This window comes from Nocardia pneumoniae NBRC 100136 (assembly GCF_000308755.1).
GTDB classification, from domain to species: domain Bacteria; phylum Actinomycetota; class Actinomycetes; order Mycobacteriales; family Mycobacteriaceae; genus Nocardia; species Nocardia pneumoniae.
In genome coordinates this window covers 112,629-138,256 of the sequence record NZ_BAGF01000006.1, presented here as the reverse complement: position 1 = coordinate 138,256, position 25,628 = coordinate 112,629, and the positions used below count along the sequence as shown (strand labels likewise).

The 25,628-nt window shown below is 68.4% G+C and carries 28 protein-coding genes; 9 read left to right on the top strand and 19 right to left on the bottom strand.

The genetic code is table 11. From position 1 onward, the window contains the following. Position 1: 1 nt before the first annotated feature. On the top strand, positions 2–412 hold the full coding sequence (locus ON34_RS02135) for a cupin domain-containing protein (protein WP_040773369.1): 411 nt from the start codon (positions 2–4) through the stop codon (positions 410–412). Positions 413–415: 3 nt separating this feature from the next. Here ON34_RS02135 and ON34_RS02130 read toward each other — a convergent pair whose 3' ends face one another. The 3 genes from ON34_RS02130 to ON34_RS02120 all read right to left on the bottom strand — a co-directional run bounded on the left by ON34_RS02130 (position 416) and on the right by ON34_RS02120 (position 2,997). Next, positions 416–1,234: an MBL fold metallo-hydrolase gene (locus ON34_RS02130; protein WP_040773588.1), complete on the bottom strand. Its 819-nt coding sequence runs from the start codon at positions 1,232–1,234 to the stop codon at positions 416–418. A gap of 156 nt (positions 1,235–1,390) precedes the next feature. After that, the gene (locus tag ON34_RS02125) at positions 1,391–1,723 is read right to left on the bottom strand and encodes a hypothetical protein (protein ID WP_051022071.1); all 333 of its coding nucleotides are present in this window, start codon (positions 1,721–1,723) and stop codon (positions 1,391–1,393) included. Then, positions 1,723–2,997, bottom strand: coding sequence for a 3-ketosteroid-9-alpha-monooxygenase, oxygenase component (locus ON34_RS02120; protein WP_245547844.1), 1,275 nt, complete (start codon positions 2,995–2,997; stop codon positions 1,723–1,725). The genes ON34_RS02125 and ON34_RS02120 overlap by 1 nt, the downstream gene beginning before the upstream one ends. 197 nt (positions 2,998–3,194) lie before the next feature. Here ON34_RS02120 and hsaA point away from each other — a divergent pair, with 197 nt between their 5' ends. Genes hsaA through hsaB form a run of 4 tightly spaced genes read left to right on the top strand, consistent with a single transcriptional unit; the run spans position 3,195 to position 6,744 of the window. After that, the gene (gene hsaA, locus ON34_RS02115; RefSeq protein WP_040773367.1) at positions 3,195–4,358 is read left to right on the top strand and encodes a 3-hydroxy-9,10-secoandrosta-1,3,5(10)-triene-9,17-dione monooxygenase oxygenase subunit; all 1,164 of its coding nucleotides are present in this window, start codon (positions 3,195–3,197) and stop codon (positions 4,356–4,358) included. Between the two features lie 9 nt (positions 4,359–4,367). Then, a complete protein-coding gene (gene hsaD / locus ON34_RS02110; protein ID WP_040773364.1) occupies positions 4,368–5,246 on the top strand; it encodes a 4,5:9,10-diseco-3-hydroxy-5,9,17-trioxoandrosta-1(10),2-diene-4-oate hydrolase in 879 nt (292 codons plus the stop codon). Then, a complete protein-coding gene (gene hsaC / locus ON34_RS02105) occupies positions 5,246–6,151 on the top strand; it encodes an iron-dependent extradiol dioxygenase HsaC (protein ID WP_040773361.1) in 906 nt (301 codons plus the stop codon). The genes hsaD and hsaC overlap by 1 nt, the downstream gene beginning before the upstream one ends. Positions 6,152–6,171: 20 nt before the next feature. Next, complete coding sequence (gene hsaB, locus ON34_RS02100) at positions 6,172–6,744, top strand: 3-hydroxy-9,10-secoandrosta-1,3,5(10)-triene-9,17-dione monooxygenase reductase subunit (protein ID WP_040773358.1); 573 nt, start codon at positions 6,172–6,174, stop codon at positions 6,742–6,744. Positions 6,745–6,785: 41 nt separating this feature from the next. Here the strand turns inward: hsaB and ON34_RS02095 are convergent, their stop codons facing one another. Together ON34_RS02095 and ON34_RS02090 are read right to left on the bottom strand one after the other, a co-directional pair. Continuing rightward, positions 6,786–7,199: a PIN domain nuclease gene (locus ON34_RS02095; protein WP_040773355.1), complete on the bottom strand. Its 414-nt coding sequence runs from the start codon at positions 7,197–7,199 to the stop codon at positions 6,786–6,788. Then, on the bottom strand, positions 7,196–7,411 hold the full coding sequence (locus tag ON34_RS02090; protein ID WP_040773354.1) for a type II toxin-antitoxin system VapB family antitoxin: 216 nt from the start codon (positions 7,409–7,411) through the stop codon (positions 7,196–7,198). Before ON34_RS02090 ends, ON34_RS02095 begins: the two co-directional genes overlap by 4 nt. Positions 7,412–7,679: 268 nt before the next feature. Between ON34_RS02090 and ON34_RS02085 the strand changes: the two genes are divergently transcribed. Then, positions 7,680–8,819: a baeRF10 domain-containing protein gene (locus ON34_RS02085; RefSeq protein ID WP_040773352.1), complete on the top strand. Its 1,140-nt coding sequence runs from the start codon at positions 7,680–7,682 to the stop codon at positions 8,817–8,819. Positions 8,820–8,964: 145 nt separating this feature from the next. On the opposite strand, the gene dmpG is transcribed toward ON34_RS02085, so the two are convergent. The 4 genes from dmpG to ON34_RS02065 are packed head-to-tail and all read right to left on the bottom strand — an operon-like array spanning position 8,965 to position 13,350. Next, positions 8,965–10,002, bottom strand: a complete 1,038-nt coding sequence (gene dmpG, locus ON34_RS02080; RefSeq protein WP_040773349.1) for a 4-hydroxy-2-oxovalerate aldolase — start codon at positions 10,000–10,002, stop codon at positions 8,965–8,967. Positions 10,003–10,015: 13 nt separating this feature from the next. Beyond that, complete coding sequence (locus ON34_RS02075; RefSeq protein ID WP_040773346.1) at positions 10,016–10,927, bottom strand: acetaldehyde dehydrogenase (acetylating); 912 nt, start codon at positions 10,925–10,927, stop codon at positions 10,016–10,018. Between the two features lie 10 nt (positions 10,928–10,937). Then, positions 10,938–11,723: a 2-keto-4-pentenoate hydratase gene (locus tag ON34_RS02070; protein WP_040773344.1), complete on the bottom strand. Its 786-nt coding sequence runs from the start codon at positions 11,721–11,723 to the stop codon at positions 10,938–10,940. Between the two features lies 1 nt (position 11,724). Continuing rightward, a complete protein-coding gene (locus ON34_RS02065) occupies positions 11,725–13,350 on the bottom strand; it encodes an FAD-binding protein (RefSeq protein WP_040773343.1) in 1,626 nt (541 codons plus the stop codon). Positions 13,351–13,464: 114 nt separating this feature from the next. On the opposite strand from ON34_RS02065, the gene kstD reads away from it, so the two are divergent. Next, positions 13,465–15,165, top strand: a complete 1,701-nt coding sequence (gene kstD / locus ON34_RS02060; protein WP_083889094.1) for a 3-oxosteroid 1-dehydrogenase — start codon at positions 13,465–13,467, stop codon at positions 15,163–15,165. 197 nt (positions 15,166–15,362) lie between these two features. After that, the gene (chsH3, locus tag ON34_RS02055) at positions 15,363–16,229 is read left to right on the top strand and encodes an enoyl-CoA hydratase ChsH3 (RefSeq protein WP_040773577.1); all 867 of its coding nucleotides are present in this window, start codon (positions 15,363–15,365) and stop codon (positions 16,227–16,229) included. Between the two features lie 279 nt (positions 16,230–16,508). Here chsH3 and ON34_RS02050 read toward each other — a convergent pair whose 3' ends face one another. The 6 genes from ON34_RS02050 to zapE form a co-directional block, all read right to left on the bottom strand. Then, positions 16,509–16,970: a hypothetical protein gene (locus ON34_RS02050; protein WP_051022070.1), complete on the bottom strand. Its 462-nt coding sequence runs from the start codon at positions 16,968–16,970 to the stop codon at positions 16,509–16,511. Further along, positions 16,967–18,241, bottom strand: coding sequence for a DUF58 domain-containing protein (locus tag ON34_RS02045; RefSeq protein WP_040773342.1), 1,275 nt, complete (start codon positions 18,239–18,241; stop codon positions 16,967–16,969). Before ON34_RS02045 ends, ON34_RS02050 begins: the two co-directional genes overlap by 4 nt. After that, on the bottom strand, positions 18,238–19,200 hold the full coding sequence (locus tag ON34_RS02040; RefSeq protein ID WP_040773341.1) for an AAA family ATPase: 963 nt from the start codon (positions 19,198–19,200) through the stop codon (positions 18,238–18,240). Before ON34_RS02040 ends, ON34_RS02045 begins: the two co-directional genes overlap by 4 nt. Positions 19,201–19,229: 29 nt before the next feature. After that, the gene (locus ON34_RS02035) at positions 19,230–19,727 is read right to left on the bottom strand and encodes a hypothetical protein (RefSeq protein WP_040773339.1); all 498 of its coding nucleotides are present in this window, start codon (positions 19,725–19,727) and stop codon (positions 19,230–19,232) included. Continuing rightward, complete coding sequence (locus ON34_RS02030) at positions 19,724–20,671, bottom strand: DUF4129 domain-containing protein (RefSeq protein WP_245547843.1); 948 nt, start codon at positions 20,669–20,671, stop codon at positions 19,724–19,726. The genes ON34_RS02035 and ON34_RS02030 overlap by 4 nt, the downstream gene beginning before the upstream one ends. Positions 20,672–20,820: 149 nt before the next feature. Continuing rightward, positions 20,821–21,834, bottom strand: coding sequence for a cell division protein ZapE (gene zapE / locus ON34_RS02025; RefSeq protein WP_051022069.1), 1,014 nt, complete (start codon positions 21,832–21,834; stop codon positions 20,821–20,823). 62 nt (positions 21,835–21,896) lie between these two features. On the opposite strand from zapE, the gene ON34_RS02020 reads away from it, so the two are divergent. Beyond that, positions 21,897–22,493, top strand: coding sequence for a TetR/AcrR family transcriptional regulator (locus tag ON34_RS02020; protein WP_040773568.1), 597 nt, complete (start codon positions 21,897–21,899; stop codon positions 22,491–22,493). A gap of 23 nt (positions 22,494–22,516) precedes the next feature. Here ON34_RS02020 and ON34_RS02015 read toward each other — a convergent pair whose 3' ends face one another. From ON34_RS02015 to ON34_RS02000, 4 genes are all read right to left on the bottom strand, one after another. Then, a complete protein-coding gene (locus tag ON34_RS02015) occupies positions 22,517–22,951 on the bottom strand; it encodes an NUDIX hydrolase (RefSeq protein WP_040773335.1) in 435 nt (144 codons plus the stop codon). A gap of 77 nt (positions 22,952–23,028) precedes the next feature. Continuing rightward, the gene (locus ON34_RS02010) at positions 23,029–24,231 is read right to left on the bottom strand and encodes a lipid-transfer protein (RefSeq protein WP_040773566.1); all 1,203 of its coding nucleotides are present in this window, start codon (positions 24,229–24,231) and stop codon (positions 23,029–23,031) included. 22 nt (positions 24,232–24,253) lie between these two features. Beyond that, the gene (locus tag ON34_RS02005; protein WP_040773332.1) at positions 24,254–24,685 is read right to left on the bottom strand and encodes a MaoC family dehydratase; all 432 of its coding nucleotides are present in this window, start codon (positions 24,683–24,685) and stop codon (positions 24,254–24,256) included. Next, positions 24,682–25,617 carry a bifunctional MaoC family dehydratase N-terminal/OB-fold nucleic acid binding domain-containing protein gene (locus ON34_RS02000; RefSeq protein ID WP_040773563.1) on the bottom strand — a complete coding sequence of 312 codons (936 nt, stop codon included), beginning with the start codon at positions 25,615–25,617 and terminating at the stop codon, positions 24,682–24,684. Before ON34_RS02000 ends, ON34_RS02005 begins: the two co-directional genes overlap by 4 nt. Positions 25,618–25,628: the final 11 nt, after the last annotated feature.

Here is a 25,628-nt window from a genome sequence, read left to right as displayed (position 1 = left end):
GATGACCGACAACCGACCGCCGCTCGCCGTCGCCCTCGATCTCGCGCCGCACCCCGAAGGCGGCTGGTACCGCGAAACCTGGCGCAGTCCGGTCGAATTCACGCCCGAGGGGTACGGCGGCCCGCGCGCGAGCGCGACGGCGATCTATTTCCTGTTGCTGCCCGGTGAGCGGTCGGCCCCGCACACCGTGCGCTCCGACGAGCTGTGGCTGTGGCATCGCGGTGGGCCGCTGGCGCTGAACATCGGCGGCGAAGAAGTGATCCTCGGTCCGGACCTGGAGCACGGTCAGGTGCTCCAGGCAGTGGTGCCGGGTGGGGTGAGCCAGGCGGCCCGCCCGGCGGGTACGGACTATGTCCTGGTCAGCTGCATAGTCGCACCAGGATTCGACTTCGCCGATTTCCGGCTGGACTGAAGTTCAGTGCACCGGCGCCGGGGCGAACGCGGCGAGTTCCCGCGGATCGTGCGCGCAGAACATCCGGATCCGGTCGCCGTGTTCGGCGCGCAGCGTGCGCAGCCGCTCCAGGTTCTCCACCCGTGCTCGGCTCAGCGTGCCCGCGAGCACCTCGAAGAACCCGAGCCCGACCGGGGGACGCGCCTTCGCCGATTCGAGCTCCCGGTGGTGGAAGTACGCGTCGCCGCAATGCAGCAGCCAACCGTCGCTCTGCCGGATGGCGACGCCGCTGTGGCCGCGAGTGTGCCCGATCAGGGGGACCAGCAGGATGTCTTCGAGCACCGGCACAGCGGTGAACCCGAACCACGAGTCGGCGCCGGTTTCGTGGGCGAGCCAGCGTGGGCCGTGCTCCCATTGGCGCGGCTGGTAGCGCCAGCGTTCGCCGATCGTCGGCCGCTGGGTCGCCGCGTCGAGCTCGTCGGCGAAGACGTGCACGGTGGCGTCGGGGAAATCGGACAGGCCGCCCGCGTGATCGAGGTCGAGATGGGTGAGCACGATGTGGCGGACGTCCTCCCGCCGATAGCCGAGCGCCCGAATCTGGTGCAGCGCGGTGAGTTCCGGACGCAACCGCGGCCGCAGCAGCTGCGCGGTGCCGAAGCCGAGCCTGCTGCGGTCGAGCACATCGGCCATGCCGAATCCGGTGTCCACCAATACCAGCCCGTCGTCGGTCTCGACGAGCAGGCAGTGACCGACCAGCTCGCCGGTCACCAGTCCACCGCTGCCGAGCAGCGCCCGCCCGCCGAACGGGCACATCGTCGCGCAGTCCAGGTGGTGCACGAGCATCGCGAAACTCCCTCCCACGGCGCCGGACGGAGGGGATCCGATCCGGCGCGAAGGTCTTTGTCGTTCCGGTCAACGTAGCCAACTCGCGGCTCGCTCGCGACAGCTCGGTCACCGTCATGGTGATCGACGCATGCGCCGATCACCCGAATACCGGGTCTAGTCAGGGATTTCGAGCAGACCCTCGTCCACCGCCCACGCGATGGTGCGCTCCAGCTGAGGGCACGATTCCGGGCGACCGGGCCCGTAGCCGCTGGCGCTCAGCTCGGCGAACACCGGGCAGTGCTCGGCCGGATCGCCGGTCCACTGCACCGACGTCTGGTGTGAGCTGCTCTTGCGCACCAGCACCTGACTCCGGCATGCCTGACACCGTAGCGGGGTCAGGCCGTCCTCCAGATACCGCTGTCTGTCGGCCACGGTCTGGGCGCGCACTTCGGCTCGCCGAGCGGGCTGGTCGGCGAAATCGGGTGCCTTCGCCCAGGTGGCCGCCATCAGACACCCGCCTCGGCTTCCTCGGCTTCGCGCTTGCGCCGCAGGTTCTCGGCGACCTCGGCCTCCCACACCTCGTTGGCCTTGGTGGTGTCCACTTCGAACTCGAAGCGCTGGGTCATCTTCTCGGTGACGTCGGCCAGGTCGACGTAGAACTGCTCGTACCAGCGGCGCAGCTGGTAGACCGGCCCGTCCTCCTCGCACAGCAGCGGGTTCTCCACCTTGGACTTGTGCTTCCAGATCTCGACGTCCTGCAGGAAGCCGACACTGATGCCCTCGGTCATCTTCTCCGCCAGCCGATCGGCCATCTCGCCGTCGACACCCTTCGGCTTCTCCAGGGTGATGCCCCATTGCAGCACGAAGGAGTCCTGGGTAACCGGATAGTGGCAGTTGATCAGCACGCTTTTGACCTCGTAACCGCTGTAGATGTTGATCAGCGGGTTGATCATGTACGAGGGGCCGTAGTAGGAGGCCTCCGACTTCAGCAGCGTGTCACCGCCGTACTTGGAGGCCATGCCGATGTCCGGCCTGCCCTTGGTCTCCAGGAACTGGGTGGCGATGTGGCCCTCGAAGACGTTCTTGAAGTACGTCGGGAAGGCGAAGTGGATGTAGAAGAAGTGGGCCATGTCGACCACGTTGTCGATGATCTCGCGGCAGTTGGCGCCCTCGATCAGCATCGAGTTCCAGGTCCAGTCGGTCCACCCGCCGTCGAGCTCCTCGCTGGGGTTGCCGTCGGCGTCGGTGTAGGGGCCCTTGATGTACGGAATGGTGACCTCGGGCGGCGGCTGGCTGCCTTCGACGTCGTGCCAGACGAACAGCTGACCGTTGCGCTCCAGCGTGGTCCACTTCCTGGTGCGCGCCAACGGGGGAACACGGCGCGCGTACGGAATCGCGGTGCACTTGCCGCTGGTCCCCGACCAGCGCCAGTCGTGGAACGGGCAGGCGATGTCGTCGCCCTTGACCTCGCCCATGCTCAGGTCGCCGCCCATGTGCCTGCAGTAGGCGTCGAGTACCCGCAGTTCACCGCCGCTGTCGGCCCAGACGACGAGTTTGGTGCCGAACACGTTGACCGCGTGCGGCTTGCCATCCCGGAAGGTCTTGGCCAAACCCAGGCAATGCCATCCCCGCGCGTACCGGGTGGGTGCGGTGCCGACATCGAGCTCCCGGACCTTCGCACCGCTCCGCAGTGCCGGATCAGCCGCCTCGCGGGTCCCTCCGTGGTTACGCAGGCTGCCGCCTCCGGGCCCGTCGCTCGGCGGCGGTGGGGTAACTGCCATCGCGATTCCTCCTCCTTCTGTACTAGAACACGTTACAAAACTGAGGACTCGGACGCCAGCGATTCACCCCACTTCCTGCATGGGCGCAAGTCCGACCAGGGGTGAACACCGGTTCTCGACAGAAATAGGAACCTGTTCTAGTCTCAGAGGCACATGACTATCGGTTGTCAATCGACCAGGCAGGAGCAGGTCCCGAGATGACGCAAGAAGTGACCGAACGGGTCGAAGCGCTGTTGCCGACGCTGCGCGAACGCGCGCAGGAGGCCGAGGACCTGCGGCGCATCCCCGACGAATCCATGAAGGCGTTGCAGGAGACCGGCTTCTTCCGGTTGCTGCAGCCCAAGCAGTGGGGCGGTCACGCCGCCGATCCGGTGGTCTTCTACGACACGGTGCGCAAGATAGCCAGCGCGTGCGGCTCCACCGGCTGGGTGGCCGGCATTGTGGGCGTGCACAATTGGCATCTGGCACTGTTCCCGCAGCAGGCGCAGGAGGACGTCTGGGGCGAGGACAACGAGGTGCGGATCTCCTCCTCCTACGCGCCGATGGGCGCGGGCACGGTCGTCGACGGCGGCTATATCGTCAACGGCGCGTGGGCCTGGTCCTCCGGGTGCGATCACGCCACCTGGGCGGTACTCGGCGGCCCGGTGATCAAAGACGGCAAGCCGGTCGACTTCGGCAGCTTCCTCATCCCCCGCGACGACTACCGGATCGATGACGTCTGGAACGTCGTCGGCCTGCGCGGCACCGGTTCCAACACCGTCGTGGTCAAGGACGTTTTCGTGCCGTCGCACCGGTTCCTGAGCTTCCGCGCTATGAGCGAGCTGAAATCGCCCGGCCTGGAAAAGAACACCGATCCGGTCTACAAGATGCCCTGGGGCACCATCCATCCCACCACCATCTCCACCCCCATCGTCGGCATGGCCTACGGCGCCTACGAGGCGCACGTCGAGCACCAGGGCAAGCGCGTGCGCGCGGCCTACGCGGGCGAGAAGGCCAAGGACGACCCGTTCGCCAAGGTGCGCATCGCGGAGGCCGCCAGCGACATCGACGCGGCGTGGCGGCAGCTGTCGGGCAACGTCGCCGACGAATACGCGCTGCTGATGGCGGGCAAGGAGATTCCGTTCGACCTGCGTGTGCGGGCCAGGCGCGACCAGGTGCGGGCCACCGGCCGCTCGATCGCGGCCATCGACAAGCTGTTCGAGAGCTCCGGCGCCACCGCGCTCGCGAACGGCACTCCGCTGCAACGCTTCTGGCGCGACGCGCACGCCGGACGGGTGCACGCCGCCAACGACCCCGAGCGCGCGTATCTCATGTACGGCACGCACGAGTTCGGGCTCCCGGTCACCGACGGCATGGTGTAGGAGGAGACCGTGACCTCAACCGTGGAACTCACCGCCGAATCGACCTCCCGCTACGCGCAGGTGCGACCCGACCTGCGGCTGCACTATCACGAGGCGGGTGTCGGCAATGGGCCGACGATCGTCCTGCTGCACGGCGGCGGGCCGGGCGCGTCCTCCTGGTCGAACTTCGCTCGCAACATCCCGGTGCTCGCGGAACACTTCCATGTGCTGGCCGTGGACCAGCCGGGATACGGCCGCTCGGACAAGCCGACCGAGCATCCGCAATATTTCGTGCACAGCGCCTCCGCGCTGAAGGACCTGCTCGACCACCTCCAGATCACCTCGCGGGTGCACCTGCTGGGCAATTCGCTCGGCGGCGGAGCGGCGGTGCGGTTCGCGCTCGACTACCCCGATCGGGCCGGAAAGCTGATCCTGATGGGCCCGGGCGGGTTGAGCACCAACCTGTTCGCGCCCGACCCGACCGAGGGCGTGAAGCTGCTCTCCAAGTTCAACTACGAGCCGACCAGGGCGAACCTGGAGGCGTTCCTGCGCATCATGGTCTTCGACCAGTCGCTGATCACCGACGAGCTGATCGACGAGCGGTTCGCGTCGGCGAGCACGCCGGAGGCGCTGGCCGCGACCCGCGCCATGGGTAAGTCGTTCGCGAGCGCGGACTTCGAGAAAGGGATGCTCTGGCGCGACGCCTACAAGCTGCGCCAGCCGGTGCTGTTGATCTGGGGTCGCGAGGACCGGGTCAACCCGCTCGACGGCGCGCTGCTGGCGACCAAGCTGATCCCGCGCGCGCAGCTGCACGTCTTCGGCGGGTGCGGGCACTGGGCACAGCTGGAGAAGTTCCACGAGTTCAACCGGCTGGCCATCGATTTCCTCGCAGGCGTCAAGGAGAAGTGATGGGAATCCGCGCACTGGGATATCTGCGTATCGAGGCGACCGACATGGCCGCCTGGCGGGAGTACGGGTTGAAAGTCCTCGGCATGGTCGAGGGCAAGGGCGCCGACCCCGAGGCGCTGTACTTGCGCATGGACGAGTTCCCGGCCCGGCTGGTGATCGTCCCCGGGGAGAAGGACCAGCTGCAGATCTCGGGCTGGGAAACCGCCAATGCCGCTGAGCTGCAAGACATCCGCGACCGGCTGGACGCGGCGGGCGTGCCCTACAAGGAAGGCACCGCCGCGGAACTGGCCGATCGCCGGGTCTACGAGCTGATCCGCTTCGACGATCCCTCCGGCAACACGCTCGAGGCGTTCCACGGCGTCGCGCTGGAGCATCGCCGGGTGGTCAGCCCCTACGGGCACAAGTTCGTCACCGAGGAGCAGGGGCTCGGGCACGTGGTGCTCAGCACCAAGGACGACAAGGCGGCGCTGGAGTTCTACCGCGACGTCCTCGGCTTCCGGCTGCGCGACTCGATGCGGCTGCCACCGCAGATGGTCGGGCGCCCCGCCGACGGCGAGCCCGCTTGGCTGCGTTTCTTCGGCTGCAACCCGCGCCACCACTCGCTGGCATTCCTGCCCATGCCGACGCCGAGCGGCATCGTGCACCTGATGCTCGAGGTGGAGAACGCCGACGACGTCGGGCTGTGCCTGGACCGGGCGCTGCGCAAGAAGGTCAAGATGTCGGCGACGCTCGGACGGCACGTCAACGACAAGATGCTCTCCTTCTACATGAAGACGCCGGGCGGATTCGACGTCGAATTCGGCTGCGAAGGTCTGGAAGTGGACGACCACGACTGGATCGCACGGGAATCCACCGCGGTGAGCCTGTGGGGTCACGACTTCACCGTCGGGCAGCGGCAGCAGTGACCGAGAGGGCGAGCGAAACGATGACCTCGGACGCACCCGAGATCGACCCGCGGCAGTTCCGGAACGTGCTCGGGCAGTTCTGCACCGGCATCACCGTGATCACCACTTTCGACGGCGACCAGGCCCCGGTGGGATTCGCCTGCCAGTCGTTCGCCGCCCTCTCCCTGGAACCGCCGCTGGTGCTGTTCTGCCCCACCAAGGCTTCCCGGTCCTGGGCGGCGATCGAGAAATCCGGACGCTTCTGCGTGAACGTCCTCGCCGAACAGCAGCGCGACCTGTGCGCCCGCTTCGGCTCCCGCGAACCCGACAAGTTCGCCGGCGCCGACTGGCACACCTCCGACCTGGACCTCCCGGTCCTGGACGACGCCCTGGCCACCATCCAGTGCACAGTCGACAGCGCCATCGACGGCGGCGACCACTACATCGTCATCGGCCGAGTCCAAGCCCTCTCCGAAACGACCACCACCGGCCGCCCCCTGCTGTTCTACCGCGGCCAATACACCGCCATCGAACCCGAGAAGACCACCCCGGCCCCCTGGCGCGCCGACCTCGAACACTTCCTCACCACGACCACTCTCGACACCTGGCTGTAGTCGGCGAACGACGAGTTCTTCGATCGAATGAGCCGTACCGACTAGCTTGGGCCGAGCCACTGGTGTGGCTGGCCGGTCACTGCGGCGATGCAGTCGAAATCGTGGTCACGATGCAGCAACGTCAGCCCACGCAGTTCCGCGGTGGCGGCTACGACCAGATCGACAGGGCCAGCGCTGCGATGCAGCCCTCGTTTCGTCAGTTCTCCCTGCACGGTCCAGGCCCGGTCATAGGCGCGATCGTCGACTGGCTCCCAGCCGAAGAGCGACCGCATGTCTTCCACCGCTCGCTCACGGTCGGCTAGGGAGCGTGCACTGAAGAAGAACTCGAGCTCGGTTATCGGGCAGATCGCGATCAGTCCGGCCGCGGCGGCGCGCTGCCAGGCGCGTGCCTCGTCGTCACCTCTGACGAGTGGGACCAAAGCGCTCGTGTCGATGAGGAACTGAGCCGCGCTCACCGACGGTATTTCCGCTTGTCCTCGAGGACATCCAGATCGAATGCGCCATCGGCGACGGCATCCTGCAGACGAGTGAGAGCGAGTGCCCGACGACGGGTCTCCAACACCTCACGAAGCGCGGCGTTCACCGTCTCCTTTTTCGTTCCGGTGCCCAGCGCCTTCGACACATCGGCCACCAGTTGGTCATCGAGGTCGATTACAGTCCGAGTCACTACACACCTCCGAAGATATCTTATATCGCACCTTATATATCATAAGCTATACATCGCGCCAGCCGCGCGGGTGGTTTCCCGGTCTGTCGGCCCGGTCAGTTGATTCGGCGCCGTGTTACTCGACCCCGCAGGTCGAGGTGCGCCCGGCCCCTTTCGAGAACAATCAGGGCGAGACCTCCGAGGTTGACAGAGGTCCCTTCCTGCAGCCGGTAACGCATGCCGGAAGCGCCGCTGACCGGTGGCGCCGACCGGATGGAAGCGAGGAACCATGATCACAGCCGAGACGATCGGCCGGATACGCCGAATGCGAGGCAATGGGATACCTGTCGTATCGATGTACGCGCACCTGCCGGTCGATCCAGGAGACCGTTCCGGGCTGTTGAGCCGGGTGAACAGCATGGCGGACGAGATCAATCCGATGGCCAAGGACAAATCGATGGAGCGGGCGGCCAGATTGTCGGTGCGCGACGACCTGGAGCGGTTCCGCGAGGCGGTCCGTTCCGACTACTGGCAGCCCGGCGCGGTCGCGATGTTCTCCTGTAGCGGTAAAGAGCTGTTCGAAGCGGTGCAACTCCCGCACGCCGTGCGGGACCGGGTTGTCGTGGACAACACCGCGTGGACGCGGCCGATGCTGGCCGTGTTAGAGGAATACGCCCGCTGTTGCGTCGCTGTGGTCGATCGTGCGAGCGCGCTGGTGTGGGAACTGTTCGCCGACGAGATCGAGGAAGCCCGCGCCATCGCCGACCCCGCGCTGCGCAGCCCGAACTACGCGGGGGACCGCCTGGAGAACCGGGTGCACCACAAGGTGCAGGAGCTGGCCAAGAAGCACTACCGGCGGACGGCGGCCGAGCTGGCGGAACTGTTCGACGCCGACGACTACGACCTGCTGGCCGTAGGTGGACACCGCGACGAGATACCGCATTTTCTGGACACGCTGCCCCGTGAGCTGCGCCAGCGGGTGGCGGGCACGTTCACCGTCGACCCGAACACGGTGACGCTGGGCGAGCTGAAGCAGGACGCCGCCGAGATCGTCACGCGCTACGAGCGGGATATCGACGTCGGTCTGGTCGGCCAGCTGCTGGAGAAGGCCGCCACCGGCGGCCAAGCCACACTCGGCGTGGCGAACTGCTTGCGCGCCTGCACCATGAAAGGCGTGGATACGCAGCTGATCCAGGATGGTGTCATGCTGGACGGGAGGGTCCGCGACAGCTGTGGCTGGCTCGGTCTCTCCGGCGACGAGTGCCCGGTGTCCGGCGATCCGATTCGCCAGACCGAGGACATTCTGGACGAACTCGCCCAGGCGGTCATCGATGAAGGCGGCTCCGTTCGCCACGTCAAAGCCGATACCGAGATGAAGGAGCATCTGGCCGCCGCCGAACTCCGCTTCCCGCTGCCCCCGCTGCCGTAGGCGCACCCTCTCTTCCCAGCCGCCGCACCGCCTCTGGCCTGGGTGGATGGCCACGAACCGGCGAGTCGAGCTCACCGGGCGTGGTTCGCGTCCGCAACGCGGGCCGCGGACGGTGGGTATCCGTTCGCGGCCCGTATTTCGCCGGTCAGGCGGTGACTGTCGCTTTCTCTCGCTGTAGCTCCAGGGCGATGTCGATGAGCTGGTCTTCCTGGCCGCCGACGAGCTTGCGCTTGCCCGCGCGGACGAGCATTTCGGCCGCGGAGACGCCGTAGCGCTCGGCTTGCCGTTCGGCGTGCTTGAGGAAGCTGGAGTAGACGCCCGCGTAGCCCATCATCAGGGCTTGGCGGTCCAGCAGGCATTCCTGGGGCATCGCGGGACGGACGACGTCTTCGGCGGCGTCGGCGATGGCGAAGAAATCGATGCCGGTCTTGATGCCGAGCTTGTCGCACACGCCGACCAGCGCTTCGACCGGCGTATTGCCCGCGCCCGCACCGAAACGGCGTGCGCTGCCATCGATCTGGGTGGCGCCCGCGCGAATGGCGTAGATGGAGTTGGCGACTGCCAGATCGAGGTTCTCGTGACCGTGGAAACCGACCTGGGCGTCATCGCCGAGCTCGGCGACCAGTGCGGCGACGCGGTCGGAGACCTGCTCCAGCACCAAGGCTCCGGCGGAGTCGACGATGTAGACGCACTGGCACCCGGCGTCGGCCATGATGCGAGCCTGCTCGGCCAGCACCTCCGGCGGCTGGGTGTGCGACATCATCAGGAAGCCGACCGTCTCCAGCCCGAGTTCGCGGGCGAGACCGAAGTGCTGGATCGACACGTCGGCCTCGGTGCAGTGGGTGGCGATGCGGCAGATGGACGCGCCGTTGTCCTGGGAGATCTTGATGTCTTCCTTCACGCCGACGCCCGGCAGCATCAGCACGGCGATCTTCGCCCGCTTGGCCGTCTCGGCGGCGATGGTGACCAGTTCCTGCTCCGGCGTCTTGGAGAAGCCGTAGTTGAACGACGAGCCGCCCAGGCCGTCGCCGTGGGTGACCTCGATCACCGGCACGCCCGCGCCGTCGAGGGCGGCCACGATGTCGCGGACTTCGGTGGCGGTGAACTGGTGGCGCTTGTGATGGGATCCGTCGCGCAGCGAGGTGTCGGTGACGCGGATGTCGAGTTCTGCTGAGTAGACCATGTCGATTGCTCCTTTACACCCGGGCCGAGGCGATCTGTTCCGCGATGACCTCGCCCACCTGCGTGGCGGCGGCGGTCATGATGTCGAGGTTGCCCGCGTACGGCGGCAGGAAGTCGCCCGCGCCCTCCACCTCGACGAACACCGATACCTTGGCCATGCCGCCGGACACCACCGACGGCTGGTCGAACTGCGGCTCGTTGAGCAGCCGGTAGCCCGGCACGTACTGCTGGATGTCGGCGACCATCCGGTGGATGGAGTCGGCGATCGCGTCGGTGTCGGCGTCGTCGGGGATGGCGCAGAAGATGGTGTCGCGCATGATCATCGGCGGCTCGGCCGGGTTCAGAATGATGATCGCCTTGCCGCGCCGCGCACCGCCGATGGTCTCCACTCCACGGCTGGTGGTCTTGGTGAACTCGTCGATGTTCGCGCGGGTACCCGGTCCCGCGGAGACCGACGACACCGACGCGACGATCTCCGCGTACGGCACCGGGACGACCCGCGACACCGCGGCGACGATCGGGATGGTCGCCTGCCCGCCGCAGGTGATCATGTTGACGTTCGGCGCGTCGAGGTTGGCGCCGAGGTTGACCGGCGGCACCACGGCGGGCCCGACAGCGGCGGGTGTGAGATCGACGGCCCGGATGCCCGCTTCGGCGTAGCGCGGTGCGGCGGCGCGGTGCACGTAGGCCGAGGTCGCCTCGAAGATCAGATCCGGCAGTTCGGACTGTCCGAGCAGCCAGTCGACGCCCTCGTGCGAGGTCTCCAGCCCCAGCCCGCGGGCCCGCTTCAGACCCTCGCTGTCCGGGTCGATCCCGATCATCCAGCGCGGCTGGATCTTCTCCGAGCGCAGCAGTTTGTAGAGCAGATCGGTACTGATATTGCCGGACCCGACGATCGCGGCGGTGACGGTCCCGTTCGCGGACACGACAGCCTCCCTAGGTGAATTGCAGACGGACAGAACCGAGTCCGGCGAACTCGGCGTGGAACGCGTCGCCCGGACGGGCGTCGATGGCGCGGGTGCACGAGCCGGGCAGCACGATGTCACCCGCTTTCAGCCGGACGCCGAAGCTCGCGACCTTGCGCGCAAGCCAGGCGACCGCGATGACGGGATCGCCGAGCACGGCGTCGCTGCGGCCCTCGGCGACCACCTCGCCGTTGCGGGTGAGCACCGCGTCGATCGCCTTGACGTCGATGTCCGCGGGCGCCACACGCTGAGCGCCGAGCACGAAACCGGCGGAGGACGCGTTGTCGGAGATGGTGTCGGCCAGCCCGATGTTCCAGTCCTTGATCCGCGAGTCGATCAGCTCGATCGCCGGTGCGAAGGCGACCGTGGCGGCCAGCACGTCCTCCTCGGTGCAGTCGGCTCCCGGCAGGTCGGCGCCGAGGATGAAGCCGACCTCCACCTCGACGCGGGGAAACAGGTAGCGGCCCGCTTCGACCGGAACGTCTTCGTAGACTTCCATTTCCGCGAGCAGATGCCCGTAGTCGGGCTCGTCGACGCCCATCATCTGCTGCATGGCCTTCGAGGACAGGCCCACCTTGTGCCCGACGACGCGTGCGCCGCCGTCGAGCTTGCGCCGGATGTTGATCAACTGGATCTCGTAGGCGTCGACCACGTCGATGCCGGGGTGCCTGGCGATCAGCGGATCGATCGCCACCCGGTCGCGCTCGGCGCGCTCGAGTTCGTCGGCCAGTTCGGTTCGTACCGCGTCGGACAGCACGCTAGTTTCCTTCCACTGTTGCTTGATCGAGCGCGGAGACCTGCTCGCCCGCCGCGGACCGGCCTGCCCTGCGGCCGGAGAAGACGCAGTCGGCCAGCGACAGACCGCTGACGTAGGACTTCGAGCAGATGCCGATCGCGGTGCGACCGGCCGCGAAGAGGCCAGGTATGTCCTCGCCCGCGGTCGATTCGACCGCGCCGGTGCGTTCGTCCACGACGACGCCGCCGAGGGTGAGCATGGGGCACGGATTGGTCAGGCTCGGTTTGATGCCCACATCCAACAGCCAGAACGGGCCGCTTCCGACCGGTTCGGTGAATTCGGCGGGCTTGCCGACCGGATCGGGGGCGCCGGTCGCGATCGCGGTGTTGTGCGCATCGACCGTCGCGCGCAACCCGGCGGGGTCGATACCCGCCTTGGCCGCGGCTTCTTCCAGCGTGGCGCCGCGAATCGCGGTGCGCCGCATGGTCTCGAACTGCCCGCGCTGGAACCAGGCGCCCTGCTTGCCGATCTGCCCGATCGCGGAGCGCATCAACGCGTTGTCGGCCAGCAGCCAGCCTTTGCCGCCGTGCTCGGTGATCAGCGCGTTACCGACGGCTGCGCCGTAGCGCGTCTCGTCGATGACCCGGCGACCGGCGGCGTCCACCAACAGGGCGCCGGTGAAAGCGCTCGGCGGCAGGAGGAATCGCCACGCTGAGACGTTGTCCATGCGGTCGACGGCCGCGCCGACCTGCTGTGCCATGAGGATGCCGCTGCCGTCGTCACCGGTGGTGCCGAGTGCGAGACCGCCGCGGTAGGCGGGTGCGTACAGCCGCACCATGTCGCGATTGGCGATGAACCCGCCCGCGCTGACCACCACTCCACGCCTGGCCAGGACGCGAATCGTGGTGCCGTATCGGCGTTCCAGCCCGGCCATCCGCCGTTCCAGCCTCCGGCGCAGCGGCGGGTAGTAGATGCCCGGCTTGGCCGCGATATTCGCCATGCGGGTGTAGCGGTCCCGCACACGTCCGGGTGCGTCGCGCAGCGTGTGGCACTCCACGCCGATCACCGCACCGGTGCCGTCGGTGATCAGTCGGGTTGCTCGCGTGAGGGTTTCGACGCGCACGCCGAGCCGGGACGCGGCAGCGGCGAGCGGGCCGGTGAGCTTCTTGCCCGAGGTTCCGCGGCCCTTCACCCGATGTCCGCGCTGGGCCGCGGGGATGTCACGGAACGCGCCGGAGATCTCGCTGCCGGAGTAGTACAGGTAGTAGCGGTCGTTCGGATAGGAGGTCTTGTACGGGCACAGTGAGGGTTCGAACGGAACGCCGTGCCCCTTCAGCCACTCGATCAGCGCCGGGCTCTCCTCGACGAACCGGCGCAGCGTCTCGGGAGTGACCGCGTCGCCGACCTCCCGCTCCAGATAGGCGTACATCGCCTCCGGGGTGTCCTCGACTCCCGTCGCACGCTGCACCGACGTGCCGCCGCCCGCGTAAATGATGCCGCCGGACAGCGCCGACGCGCCGCCGCCCGCGAACCGCTCCAGCACGAGCACCTGCGCGCCCGCCGCGGTCGCCTCCAGCGCCGCCGACGCGCCCGCGGCGCCGTATCCGACCACGACAACGTCGCCTGCCAGGTCCCATTCGAGGCCCATGTCCTTAACTCCGGTCTGAAACTGAAACAAGTTTCCTCGACAAATGGAACGTCGAGCAAGTCTTCTGCCACACAACATAGACCAATGGCGCGTCCATTCTATAACGTGTTCTACATGACTGATCGGGAATACGACGTGGTGGTGGTCGGCAGCGGCGCCGCTGGCATGACCGCCGCCCTCACCGCGGCCCATCACGGGCTGAGCGTGGTGGTCATCGAAAAGGCCGCGCACTACGGCGGGTCGACCGCACGCTCCGGTGGCGGCGTGTGGATCCCTGGCAACAAGGCGTTGCGCGCGTCCGGTCGGCCCGACGACCGCGAGGACGCACGGACCTACCTGCACAGCATCATCGGCGACGTCGTGCCCAAGGACCGCATCGACACCTACATCGACCGCGGCGCCGAAGCCTTCGACTTCGTGCTCGACCACACGCCGCTGAAGATGCGCTGGGTGCCGGGCTACTCCGACTACTACCCCGAGGCCCCCGGCGGCCGCGCCGAGGGACGCTCGTGCGAACCGAAGCCGTTCAACGCCAAAATCCTCGGCGCGGAGCGGTTCAATCTGGAACCGCCCTACAGCAAGGCGCCGCTGAACGTCGTCGTCACCCAGGCCGATTTCAAGCAGCTCAACCTCATCCGGCGACATCCGCGCGGCATGCTGCGCGCCATGCGGGTCGGCGCGCGCACCACCTGGGCACGGATCACCGGCAAGCATCTGCTCGGCATGGGCCAGGCGCTGGCCGCCGCGCTGCGCAAGGGGCTGCTCGACGCGGACGTGCCCGTGCTGCTGAACACCCCGCTGACCCGGCTGATCGTCGAGGATGATCGGGTCACCGGCGTCGAGGCCGAACACGAGGGGCAGACCGTCCGCTTCACCGCCCGCCACGGCGTCGTGCTGGCCACCGGCGGCTTCGAGCACAACGCCGAGATGCGGCACGCCTACCAGCGCGAGCCCATCTCCACCGAATGGACCACCGGCGCGCCCGCCAACACCGGCGACGGCATCAACGCCGGGCTGGAACTCGGCGCCGCCGTCGACATCATGGCCGACGCCTGGTGGGGGCCGACGATCTTCAAGGGCGGCAAGCCATGGTTCTGCCTGGCGGAGCGCAATCTGCCGGGCTGCATCATCGTGAACGCCGACGGGAAGCGTTTCGGAAATGAGTCCGCTCCTTACGTCGAGGCCGTGCACACCATGTACGGCGGCGAGTACGGCCAGGGCGATGGCCCCGGCGAGAACGTCCCCGCCTGGCTGGTGTTCGACCAGCGCTACCGCAACCGCTACATCTTCGCGGGGTTGCAGCCCGGCCAGCGGTTTCCGTCCCGCTGGATGGAAAACGACCTCATCGTGCAGGCGCCGACGCTGGCCGAACTGGCCGCGAAGATCGGCGTGCCGGAGCAGAACCTGGCCGCGACCGTCGAACGGTTCAACGGCTTCGCGGCCACCGGCGTGGACGAGGACTTCCACCGCGGCGCCAGCGCCTACGACAAGTACTACGGCGACCCGACCGTCAAACCGAACCCTTGTTTGGCCGCGCTGGTGGAGGGACCGTTCTACGCCGCCAAGATCGTGCCCGGCGATCTCGGCACCAAGGGCGGCCTGGTCACGGACACCGCGGGGCGGGTGCTGCGGGAGGACGAGACCGTCATCGAAGGGCTGTACGCCTCCGGCAACGTCAGCGCCCCGGTCATGGGCCACACCTACGCGGGCCCCGGCGCCACCATCGGCCCAGCGCTGACCTTCGGCTATCTGGCGGTGCTGGATATCGCCGAGCGGAAGAAGGAGCAGCCCGCCGCGGCCACGGCCGGGGCGTGAGGTCATGACGCGGCTCGACGGCGGGCCACCAAACGTCATCCGGCTCGGGCGCAATCGTCCTACGGAGCGGACGACAACGAGCGGACCAGTATCGCGGCCTGCAGGATCGAGCCATGGCGTCCGGTGGCAACACCGAGATTGGATCGGCGGCCACGGCGCAGACCGGATTCGTCCACAATCATGCACAAGGAGTTCTGATGCCCATCGACCCGAAGATCGCGCTCGGCGCGCAGCTGCCCAGCCGGGAGTTCGCCTGGACACCGTCGGACGTGCAGCTCTACCAGCTGGGTCTCGGCGCGGGTGCGCGCTGGACCGACCCGGCCGAGCTGCGCTACCTCGACGATCGGGAACCGCAGGTGCTGCCGACCTTCGCGACCGTCGCGCCGACGCTGCACGAGACCGAGCCGCCGAAGGTGAGCTTCCCCGGCATCGACATCGATCTGGCGAAGGTGGTGCACGGCCACCAGGAGATCGAGGTGCACCGGCCGATCCCGGCCGCGGGCAAGGCGACCAGCACCGGCCGGATCGCGGAGATCTGGGACAAGGGCTCCGCGGCGGTGGTCGTGCAGGAGCACATCGTCACCGGTTCCGATGGAGCGCCGCTGTGGACGGCCCGTTCGTCGATCTTCGCCAAGGGCGAGGGCGGTTTCGGCGGCGAGCGCGGACCCAGCACCAAGACCGAGTTGCCCGACCGCGCACCGGATTTCGACGTCACCACGCCCACACTGCCGCAGCAAGCGCTGCTCTACCGGATGTGCGGTGACCGCAACCCACTGCACTCCGATCCCGAATTCGCCCGCGCCGCCGGGTTTCCCGCGCCCATCCTGCACGGGCTGTGCACCTACGGCATCGTCTGCAAGACCGCGACCGACACCGTGCTGGACGCCGACGCGAGCCGGATCACCGGATTCCGCGCCCGATTCGCGGGCGTGCTCTACCCCGGCGAAACGATCCGCACCCGCATCTGGCGGCAGGACGACTTGCTGACCATCGCCGCGACCGTCGTGGACCGCGACGACGCACCGGTCCTCGCCGACGTCACCCTACGTTTCCGAACCGCCTGACCCCCGCCCGGCGAGCGGCAACCACCGCCAACGAGCGGTCGAACGGCGCGCTGGCCATCGCGGCTACCGTCGCGGACCGCGACGACGCACCGGCGCTCGGCGACGTCGCGCTGCGCTTCCGGATCGCCTGGCGCCGACCCCGGCAAGCGGCAGCGCCGCCGAGTGGCGGTTGGACGGTACGGACGGCGGCTCGACCAGCGCACCGTGCGGTCGCCGGGACCACGGCACGGCGCGCGGGCCACACCGCAGCCCGGCACGATGGCCGAGATTCGGCGAGTGTCAGGGTCCCCCGTACGACCGCAGTTCCCGGTCGCCGGGCGCGCGTCGGGCTGCCGCACTCTGGATCACCAGGGCGAACAGCACCACGATGAGCACCGGCGCCACCAAGGGCGCCCAGGCCAGACGCAGCGGGATCAGCGCGGCGCCGACGGCGATCGCGGCGAAGCCGACCGCGCCCACCACGGACGGGATGGTGGTGGGCACCACCCCGTGCGGCGCGGTCACCGTCGCGGCATTGAGCAGATACGTCGTGGCCACCAATCCCGTTGCGGCGGAGGCGAGTAGGCCCGCGTCGGCGACCGTGAGCACGCCCAGCGCGAGCAGCACCGCGCACACCGCCAGCGGCCGGTACCACCAGCCGAGGGCGACCAGGATCAGGGCGAAAACGCCGACCCACGGCTCCAGCAGCGCCACCGACGCCACCAGCAGCACTCCGGAGAGAACGGCGAGAAATCGGGTCATCGGCGCACCCGCACCATCCTGCGGTGCTCCGGGAGCACGCGCATGATCTGGTCCAGGCGGGCGTCCTCCGGCCAGGCCACGATGTCGACGCCGACGGTGCCCATGTCCCGATACATCGCGGCGCGCTCCAGCTGCCACATCCTGGCCAGGATCGGGTCGAGGTCCTCGCGGAACGGGGTACCGCGCAGCACGTCCACCACGACCACCACGTGCCCGCGCTTGCGCAGGTCGATCAGCGCGAGCGCGAACTGGGTGTCCAGCAGCGTGGAGAACGCCACCACGATCGCCCCGAGCGGCACCGCCGCGTGCGGCGCGAGGGTGCCGGTGGTCGGAATGTGCTCGTCGCCGACGTCGAGCACGGTGTCGACGATGCGGTAGAACTGACGGCGTCCGATGTCCGGCCGAAGCCAGCGCGGTGCCTGGCCCAGGCACACCACGGCGGTCCGGTCCCCCGCCTGCAACGTCGACTGCACCACCTGCGCCGCGCCGCGCACCGACAACTCCAGCGAGTCGGTGGCCGGTCCCGGCGCCTGCTGCGAGGTGTCCACCAGCACGACGACATCCGCGGAACGGTTGGTCAGCCGCTCGGTGACGTACAACCGCCCGCGCCGCGCGCTCACCGGCCAGTTCACGGTGCGCAACTGGTCGCCGGGCGCGTAGGCGCGGATGTCGGCGTACTCGACGCCGGGGCCGTGCCTGCGGGTCAGATGGGTGCCGAGCCGCTCGGGAAGCTCGGTGCGCGGCAAGCGCATCCGCTGCGGATCGGTGATCGGGTAGACGAACAGCTCACCCGCGGGCAGCACCGCCGTGGCGATCGCCAGTCCCGCCGGGCTCAGCGCCGACACCCGCACCGAGACGGGGTAGCGGCCCCACCGATCCGCGGTGAGCGCCAGGCGCAGCCCGGCGGGCGCGACGCCGGAATCGATCGCCTCCTCGACCCGCAGCCCCAGCCCAGGCAGACTCTCCGGTTTCAGCCGCAGCAACGCATGCCCCTTCTCGACGAAGGCGGCGACGGTGAGCGTCATCTCCTCGGATTCGAAACAGCGCAGCGTGCCGCCGCCGTCGATCTGGATCCTGGTCGCGGACTGCTGCCACGGCGCGGTGGCCAGCACTCCGAGCAGCGGCGCGGCGAACACCACCAGCTGCCATTTGCCCAGGAGCACCGCCAGCACCAGGGCCGCCGCGGCGCACACCGCGAGCATGAAGACCAGCGGCGCCGGGCGCCACCGCAATTCGGCGTCGACCGCGGAGCTGGCGTCGCGATGCCTCATGTCACGCTGGCGCGCGGGACCGGCAGACGGCGCAACAGTTCGGTGATCACGTCCTCGCCGCGGATGCGGCGCACCCACATCTCCGGCCGCAGCGTGATCCGGTGCGCCATGGCCGGAACGGCCAGCGCCTTCACGTCTTCGGGCACCACGTAGTCGCGGCCGAGCAGCAAAGCCCGTGCCCTGGACATCTGCACGAGATCCAGCTCGGCGCGCGGGCTCGCGCCGACCTCCACCTGGGGATGTCCCCTGGTCGCCGCGGCCAGCGCGACGACGTAGCCGACCACGTCGGGGTGCACCGTCACGTATTCGACCGACTGTCGCATCTCCAGCAGACCGTTCGCGTCCACGACCTGGTTGACCTGCGGCTGCTGTGCGCCGCGCTCGAGCCTGCGCCGGATCATCTGGGTCTCGTCCTGTTCGGACAGATAGCCCAGCCGCAGCTTGATGGCGAACCGGTCCAGCTGGGCTTCCGGCAGCGGGTAGGTGCCCTCGTACTCGATGGGATTGTCGGTGGCCAGCACGACGAACGGCTGCGGCAGCACGAAGGTCTCCCCGTCGATGCTGACCTGTCCCTCCGCCATCGCCTCCAGCAGCGCGGCCTGGGTCTTCGGCGGGGTGCGGTTCACCTCGTCGGCCAGCAGCAGGTTGGTGAACACCGGCCCGCGCCGGAAGGTGAACCGGCCGGAGGACATGTCGTAGATGGTCGACCCGAGCAGGTCGGCGGGAAGCAGATCGGGGGTGAACTGCACCCGGGTGAACTGCAACCCGAGTGCGGCGGCGAACGACCTCGCGATCAACGTCTTGCCGAGGCCGGGCAGGTCCTCGATCAGCACGTGTCCGCCGGACAGCACCGCGATCATGATCAACTGCAACTCGTCCTGCTTGCCGACCACGACCCGGGACAGCTCCCTGAGCACGGCATCGCTGCGCTGGACGGTCACATCCATCGGCATCGTCATTTGTGTACTCGCACTTGGTTCAACCCATTTCACATTCTCTGCAGGCGGCTGAGGATCTCCTCCAGCGCCGCGCGTCCCGGTGCCCTGCTGGTCTGATCACGTAACGCCGAATTGGCCGGATCCACCCATCGCCACAGTTCGGGGCCGAATTGGTGGATACCCGCCGCCTCGACCGCCCTGCGGTTCTTCGCCACCCGCTGGCCGGTGGACAGCTCGAACTCCTTGGCCAGCAGCGGACGCAAGTGGCGGTCCCACTCGGCACGGGTGCCGTCCGCGCGGTCGGCGAGCATCTGCGCCCTGGCGTGCCAGCGCTGCAACATCTCCGCGGGACCGTTCTCCATCTCGTCGATTTCGGGTTCCTCCCCAACGCCGGACCGGTCGAGCAAGGACCAGACCAGCCAGCCCAGCGCCACCGCCACCGGGATACCCGCGGCGATCAGCAGCAACCCCCGCGCGCGCTCCACCGCCACCAACTCGGCCACCGCGACGGTGATCAGGCAGGCGATCACGGCCGCCACCCGCGTCACGCGGTCACCTCCCCTTGCAGGTCGGCGAGCACGATGCGCAGCAGCTGCTGGGCACGCATGCGCTGCCACTCGAGCATGGCGTGCGGGCTGAACCTGGCCTCCTCGAACAGGGCGACCAGCTCGCGCGCGGACGCGTCGTGCAGCGCGCCCCGTTCGAACGCGCGGGCCAGCACCTCCATCGGAGTGTCCGATGCCAGCGGAGCGGCGGACCGGTCGGTGGCGAGGCCGCGCTCCATCGCGACGTAGCAGGCGATGATCGCGGTGCGCGGGTCCTGCCCGGGCGCGTTCATCGCGGCGAGGCCCATCTCGGCCGCGCGAGCCAGCGAGTCGACCGCGGTGGGCGCCGCCGGGGCGGCCGCGCCCGGAGCGGGCACGGGTTTGCGCTGGGACGCCACGGTGACCACGACGAGACCGGTGAGGGCCACCGTCACCAGTCCTGCCGCGGCTATACCGGCCAGTACCAACGCCATTCCGGTCAATTCCGACGACTCCGGTCCGGGTTCGGCGGGCGCGGTCGTCCCGAACTCCGGCGGGGCCCCAGTGGTGGTAGCGGGAGCCGGGGGGCGGGCGGGCTCGCTCGGACCGCTCGCACCGATGAAGTAGATGGCGGACCCGGCGGCGACCAGCAGGGCGAGCATCGCGAGCGCCCCGAGCATCGCCAGGCCCACCCGCCCGAGACGCCACTGCTGACGCTCCTGCGCGCGTTCCGGCTCGGGCATAGCCAGCGGCAGGCGATGCTGACTGGCGATCACACCCGCCAGCAGGATCACCATGGACACGGTGAGCAAGACCGGCATGAGCGCGACCGACACGGCCGACGGAGCCCGCCGTTGCGGCTCGGTCTCGATAATTCCTGGGATGTATCCGCGCAGGGTGATGACGGCAAGAGCCAGCAGCGTGATCAGCACGATCACGCGCGATATCGGCGCTCGCGCCCGGGTCACTGCGTTACCACCACATCTGAGTACTGCACAAAGCAGCCACATAGTTACATGCCGAGCGGTCCGCTCGGGATGGAATCGAATACTTCGGAGTTCCTCCTCTTAAACCGCGCCTGGAGTGGTGACATCGCACCTCGCCGGTGAAACGGCGACTACCGGGACGAGACGGGCACGACTTGGAGCAATTCACAAAGCCGACTCGCCAAACGTGATATATCCGGCACTCCGCGCACATCCTGGACGAGGTCGGGAACCGGCGTCGGCGCGACCACGGTCAGTTCACGGTCCGCGTCATAGAGAACGTCGATCACGTTCACCAACCGCATCGCCTGGTCCGGCGGAACTTCGCACAGCAGCGGGATATCTCGGATTTCCCAGCGTTGAAAACGTTGGGCCAGTTCAACATAATCCGCGGCGGAGGTTGGGACACCGCACAAATCGGCGAAGTCGATCACAAGGGTGTCGTCGGCGGCAATAGCGCGTAATCTCCGTGCGCCGACGAATATCTCGACGGCAGAGTCACCCTTCCGCACCGCGTCAGGATTCTCGGCGGCGCCGGAGAGCGCACCGCGCGGCGTGCATCGCTGCGGGTCCACGATGTACCGTCCGGCCGCGAATCCCATTCGGGAATCTTTGCCCGAGTTCAGAGCGCGATAGTCGATCGGGCCGTCCACCGACACCATGTCCATGCGCGCCACAATGCGTTCGATCGTCGGCACGAACCGGTCGTGGAACAACGGATTGGGCAGCAGCTCGTGCGGTGGGTAGTTCGACGTCACCACGAGGACGACGCGACGGGCGAACAGCGCGTCCAACAGCCGTGCGATCAGCATCGCGTCGCCGATGTCGTGCACGTGGAACTCGTCGAAGCAGATCAGCCGAGCGTCACCGAGCAGCGCGTCCACCGCCGCGTCGATCGAGCCGGATTCGTGTGCGGCGGCGTGCAACCGGGCGAAGAACTGGTGAAAGTGGTAGCGCCGCTTGCGTTCGGAGGCTATCTCGGCGAAGAACCGGTTCATCAGCATGGTTTTGCCGCGCCCCGGCCTACCGTACAGGTAGACGCCGCGATGACGCCGGATCGGCTTGCCACGCCGATCGAGCAGCTCCCGCAATCGCGCCGCCGCCAGCGCCTGCTCGGCATCCCACTGGATCATGTCGGGTTCCATGACACCTCCTCGTCCTCTACATTTGTAGAGGACGGGCCGATCGACGGCCAGGAAAGGTGATCATGTCCACGAGCGACCGGCGCGTGCTCCTCGTCGACACCGCCATCGATCTGATCGCGACGCGCGGAATCCGCTCACTCACCCACCGCGCCCTGGACACCGCGCTCGACCTGCCCGCCGGTTCGTCCTCGTACTACTTCCGCACCAGACGCGCACTGCTCGTCGGCGTCGCCGACCGCATCGCCGAGCGCTCCCGCGCCGACTTCAGCGCAACCGGACCGAGCCGGGACATATCCGGCACGGAGCACACCGCCGATCCCGATCTGGTCGCACGCGCGATCGCGAGGTGGGTCGATCGGCTGCTCGCCGAACGTGGCAACCACCTGATCGCCCGGCATGTGCTGCTCGCGGAACTACGCGCGGACCCCGAACTGCGCGCCCAACTCGCGCACAGCTTGTTCTCCGTCGAGCGTGCGCGAGAACTGTTCCTGGCCAAGGGTTCCGCCGACCCGGAGACCGCCGCCGCCGACTTCGTCGCCGTGCTCGAGGGCGCGGTCTTCGACCGCTTCACCGGCAACCGCGCCCATCTCGCACCGGGCACCCGAGCCAGCCTCGATCAGCTCACGAACCTGTTCGCGGTATACCTGCGCGCCCGCTGAGATCGAGCACCGCGCGATCCGCGTCACCGCCACCCGCGTTCGGAATACCTCTCGCCGTGGCAGCGGCCGCGAATCGCCGCCAGCGGGTATTCGATGATGTCGTCCGGCAGCTCGTCCAGCGGAAACCAGCGCAGCTCGTAGCAGTTGTCCGGCTCCCGGTTGACCGGCTCGCCGACCCACCGTGACGTCTCGAAGAACAACCCGAGCCGCGGCTCCCGGCCCGCGGCGACCACATGCGCGACGTGCACGAAGCTCAGGTCATCGGGATGGATCTCGACCCCGGTCTCCTCCCGCGCCTCCCGTACCGCCCCGGCCGTCGCCGACTCTCCCTCCTCCAGCTTGCCCGCCGGGAGATGCCACCGTCCGTCGAACTCGTCCGCGCTGCGCCGCCTGCTCAGTAACAGCTCCTCGCCGCGCAGTAACAGAACGTGCACATCCACCAGATGCCGATCCGTCACCGCCTCAACCTAACGCTCGGTGCCGCCGTCCCGGCGCACTTCGCACCCGCACTGCCACGGTCGATCCGGCTCGAGCGCTAGTCGGCGTTGGCGGACAGGACCAGTCCGGAGGTCGGCACACCGGTGCCCGCGGTGACCAGGATGTTCTCCAGGTTCTCGACCGGGTTGACCGAGGTGCCGCGGATCTGCCGGACGGCTTCGGCGATGCCGTTCATGCCGTGGATGTAGGCCTCGCCGAGTTGTCCGCCGTGGGTGTTCAGCGGCAGGCGTCCGCCGATCTCGATGGCGCCGTCGGCGATGAAGTCCTTCGCCTCGCCGCGGGCGCAGAAACCGAGCTCCTCCAACTGCATGAGGACGAACGGGGTGAAGTGGTCGTAGAGGATGGCGGCCTGCATGTCTTGCGGACGCAACCCGCTCTGCGCCCACAGCTGGTCGCCGACCAGGCCCATCTCCGGCAGACCGGTCATGGCGTCGCGGTAGTAGCTGGTCATCACATACTGGTCGGCGCCGGAACCCTGCGCCGCCGCGGCGATCACGGCGGGACGCTGCGGCAGGTCGCGGGCGCGCTCGACGCTCGTGACCACGATCGCGACGCCGCCGTCGGACTCCTGGCAGCAGTCCAGCAGGTGCAGCGGCTCGGCGATCCAGCGGGAATTCTGGTGGTCGTCCAGCGTGATCGGCTTGCCGTAGAAGAAGGCGGCCGGGTTCACCGCGGCGTGCTTGCGGTCGGCGACCGCGACACGTCCGAAATCCGCGCTGGTGGCCCCGTAGACGTGCATGTAGCGCCGCGCGACCATCGCCACCTGCGCGGCCGGTGTGCCCAGTCCCTGCGGGTAGGACCAGCCCGCGTCGATGCCCGACGAGGTGGGCGCGGTGGCCAGCACCGTGGAGAACTGCCCGAACCGCGACACCGAACGCTCGTTGAACGCCCGATAGGCCACCACCACGTCGGCGATGCCGGTGGCCACCGCCATGGCGGCCTGCTGAATGGTGGCGCAGGCCGCGCCGCCGCCGTAGCCGATGTGGCTGAAGAAGGTCAGCCGCGGAATCCCGACCGCCCTGGCCACCGCGGCCTGGGTGTTGGTGTCCATGGTGAACGTGGTCAGGCCGTCCACGTCGGCCGCGGTCAAGCCCGCGTCGGCCAGCGCCGCGGTGACCGCCTCGGCGGCCAGCCGCAGTTCGCTGCGCCCGGAGTCCTTGGAGAAATCGGTGGCGCCGATGCCGACGATGGCCGCGCGGCCGGAAATTGGCCCACCCGTCGCCCGGCCGCCGCCCCTCATCGAATCGCTGCGCGATGCCGGCTCAGTCATGGTCATCGTTATCGGCCCTCCGCAGCGCGATGACGGCCGTGGCCGTGATGTGATCGCCGAGGCTGTCGGTGCCCACCACGTCGATGTGAATGTCGTCGTCTTCCAGCGCGGTCACCGTACCGGTGAGGGTCAGCGTGTCCCCCGCGTACAGCGGCACGCCCAGGCGCAACGCGAGCGACTTCACAATCGCCCGCGGACCGGCCCAGTCGGTGACGAAGCGCTGCACGAGGCCGGTGTCGGTGAGGATGTTGACGAAGATGTCCTTGGAGCCGCGGGCCACGGCCTTGTCCCGGTCGTGGTGCACGTCCTGGAAATCCCGGGTGGCCAGGGCAGTGCTGATCACGAACGTCGGATCGGCGGTGATCACCAGCTCGGGCAGCACGGTGCCGACCCGCACGGACTCCGGTTCCACGGTGGAATTCACGAGACCACCTGCCAGAACGGCAGGGTCGCCTCGTCGTCCAGCTTCTCGAAGCCCACCTCGACCGGCAGGCCGACCCGCACCTCGGCGGGGTCGATGCCGCGCAGTTCCCCGAGCATGCGCACGCCCTCCTCCAACTCGACCAGCGCGACCACGAACGGCAGCTGCCGCCCCGGCACTTTCGGCGCGTGGTGCACGACGTAACTGAACACGCTGCCGCGCCCGGAAGCGACCACGTAATCGGTGGGCTTCGACTTGTCCTGCCAAATGGCCGGAATGGGCGGATGCCGCAGCGTTCCATCCGGCAGCCGCTGAATCCGCAGCTCGCCGACTTTGGTTCCCTCCCAGAAGAATTCGGTGTCCAGGGAGACCAGCGGCTTGACCCGCTCGCCCGCGGCGGGTTTCGGCGCGGCGGTGCCGGGCGCGAATTTCAGCAGCCGGAACAGCATCTCGGCGACCACCTCGTCACCCACACGCCAGGTGGTCTGGAAGGTGACGAACCACCCCTCCCCCAATGCGGTCCGCTTCGGACCACGAATGTCCGACAGCCTGCTGGTCACCGAAACCTGTTCGCCCACATTGAGATAGCGGTGGTAGGTCTGCTGACAGTCAGTGGCGACCACGGAGGTGTAGCCCGCGGCGTCGAGCAGTGCGGTGACCGCACCCATCGGGTCGTCGGCGGGCCGAGAACCCCCGAGCCCGAACATGGTCCACACCTGAGCCATCGCGGGCGGGGCGACGACCCCGGGATGCCCCGCGGCGCGAGCCGCCGCCTCGTCGACATAGATGGGATTGGCATCGCCGAGTGCCTCGACCCAGTTGCTGATCATCGGCTGGTTCACCGGATCACGCCCGAAACGGGGTGCGCACTCGCCCGCCGCTCGGATGGCCTCGGCCGCGGCGATGATCGCTTCCGGAGTGGTGGTTTCCGGCACGCGCGACTCCT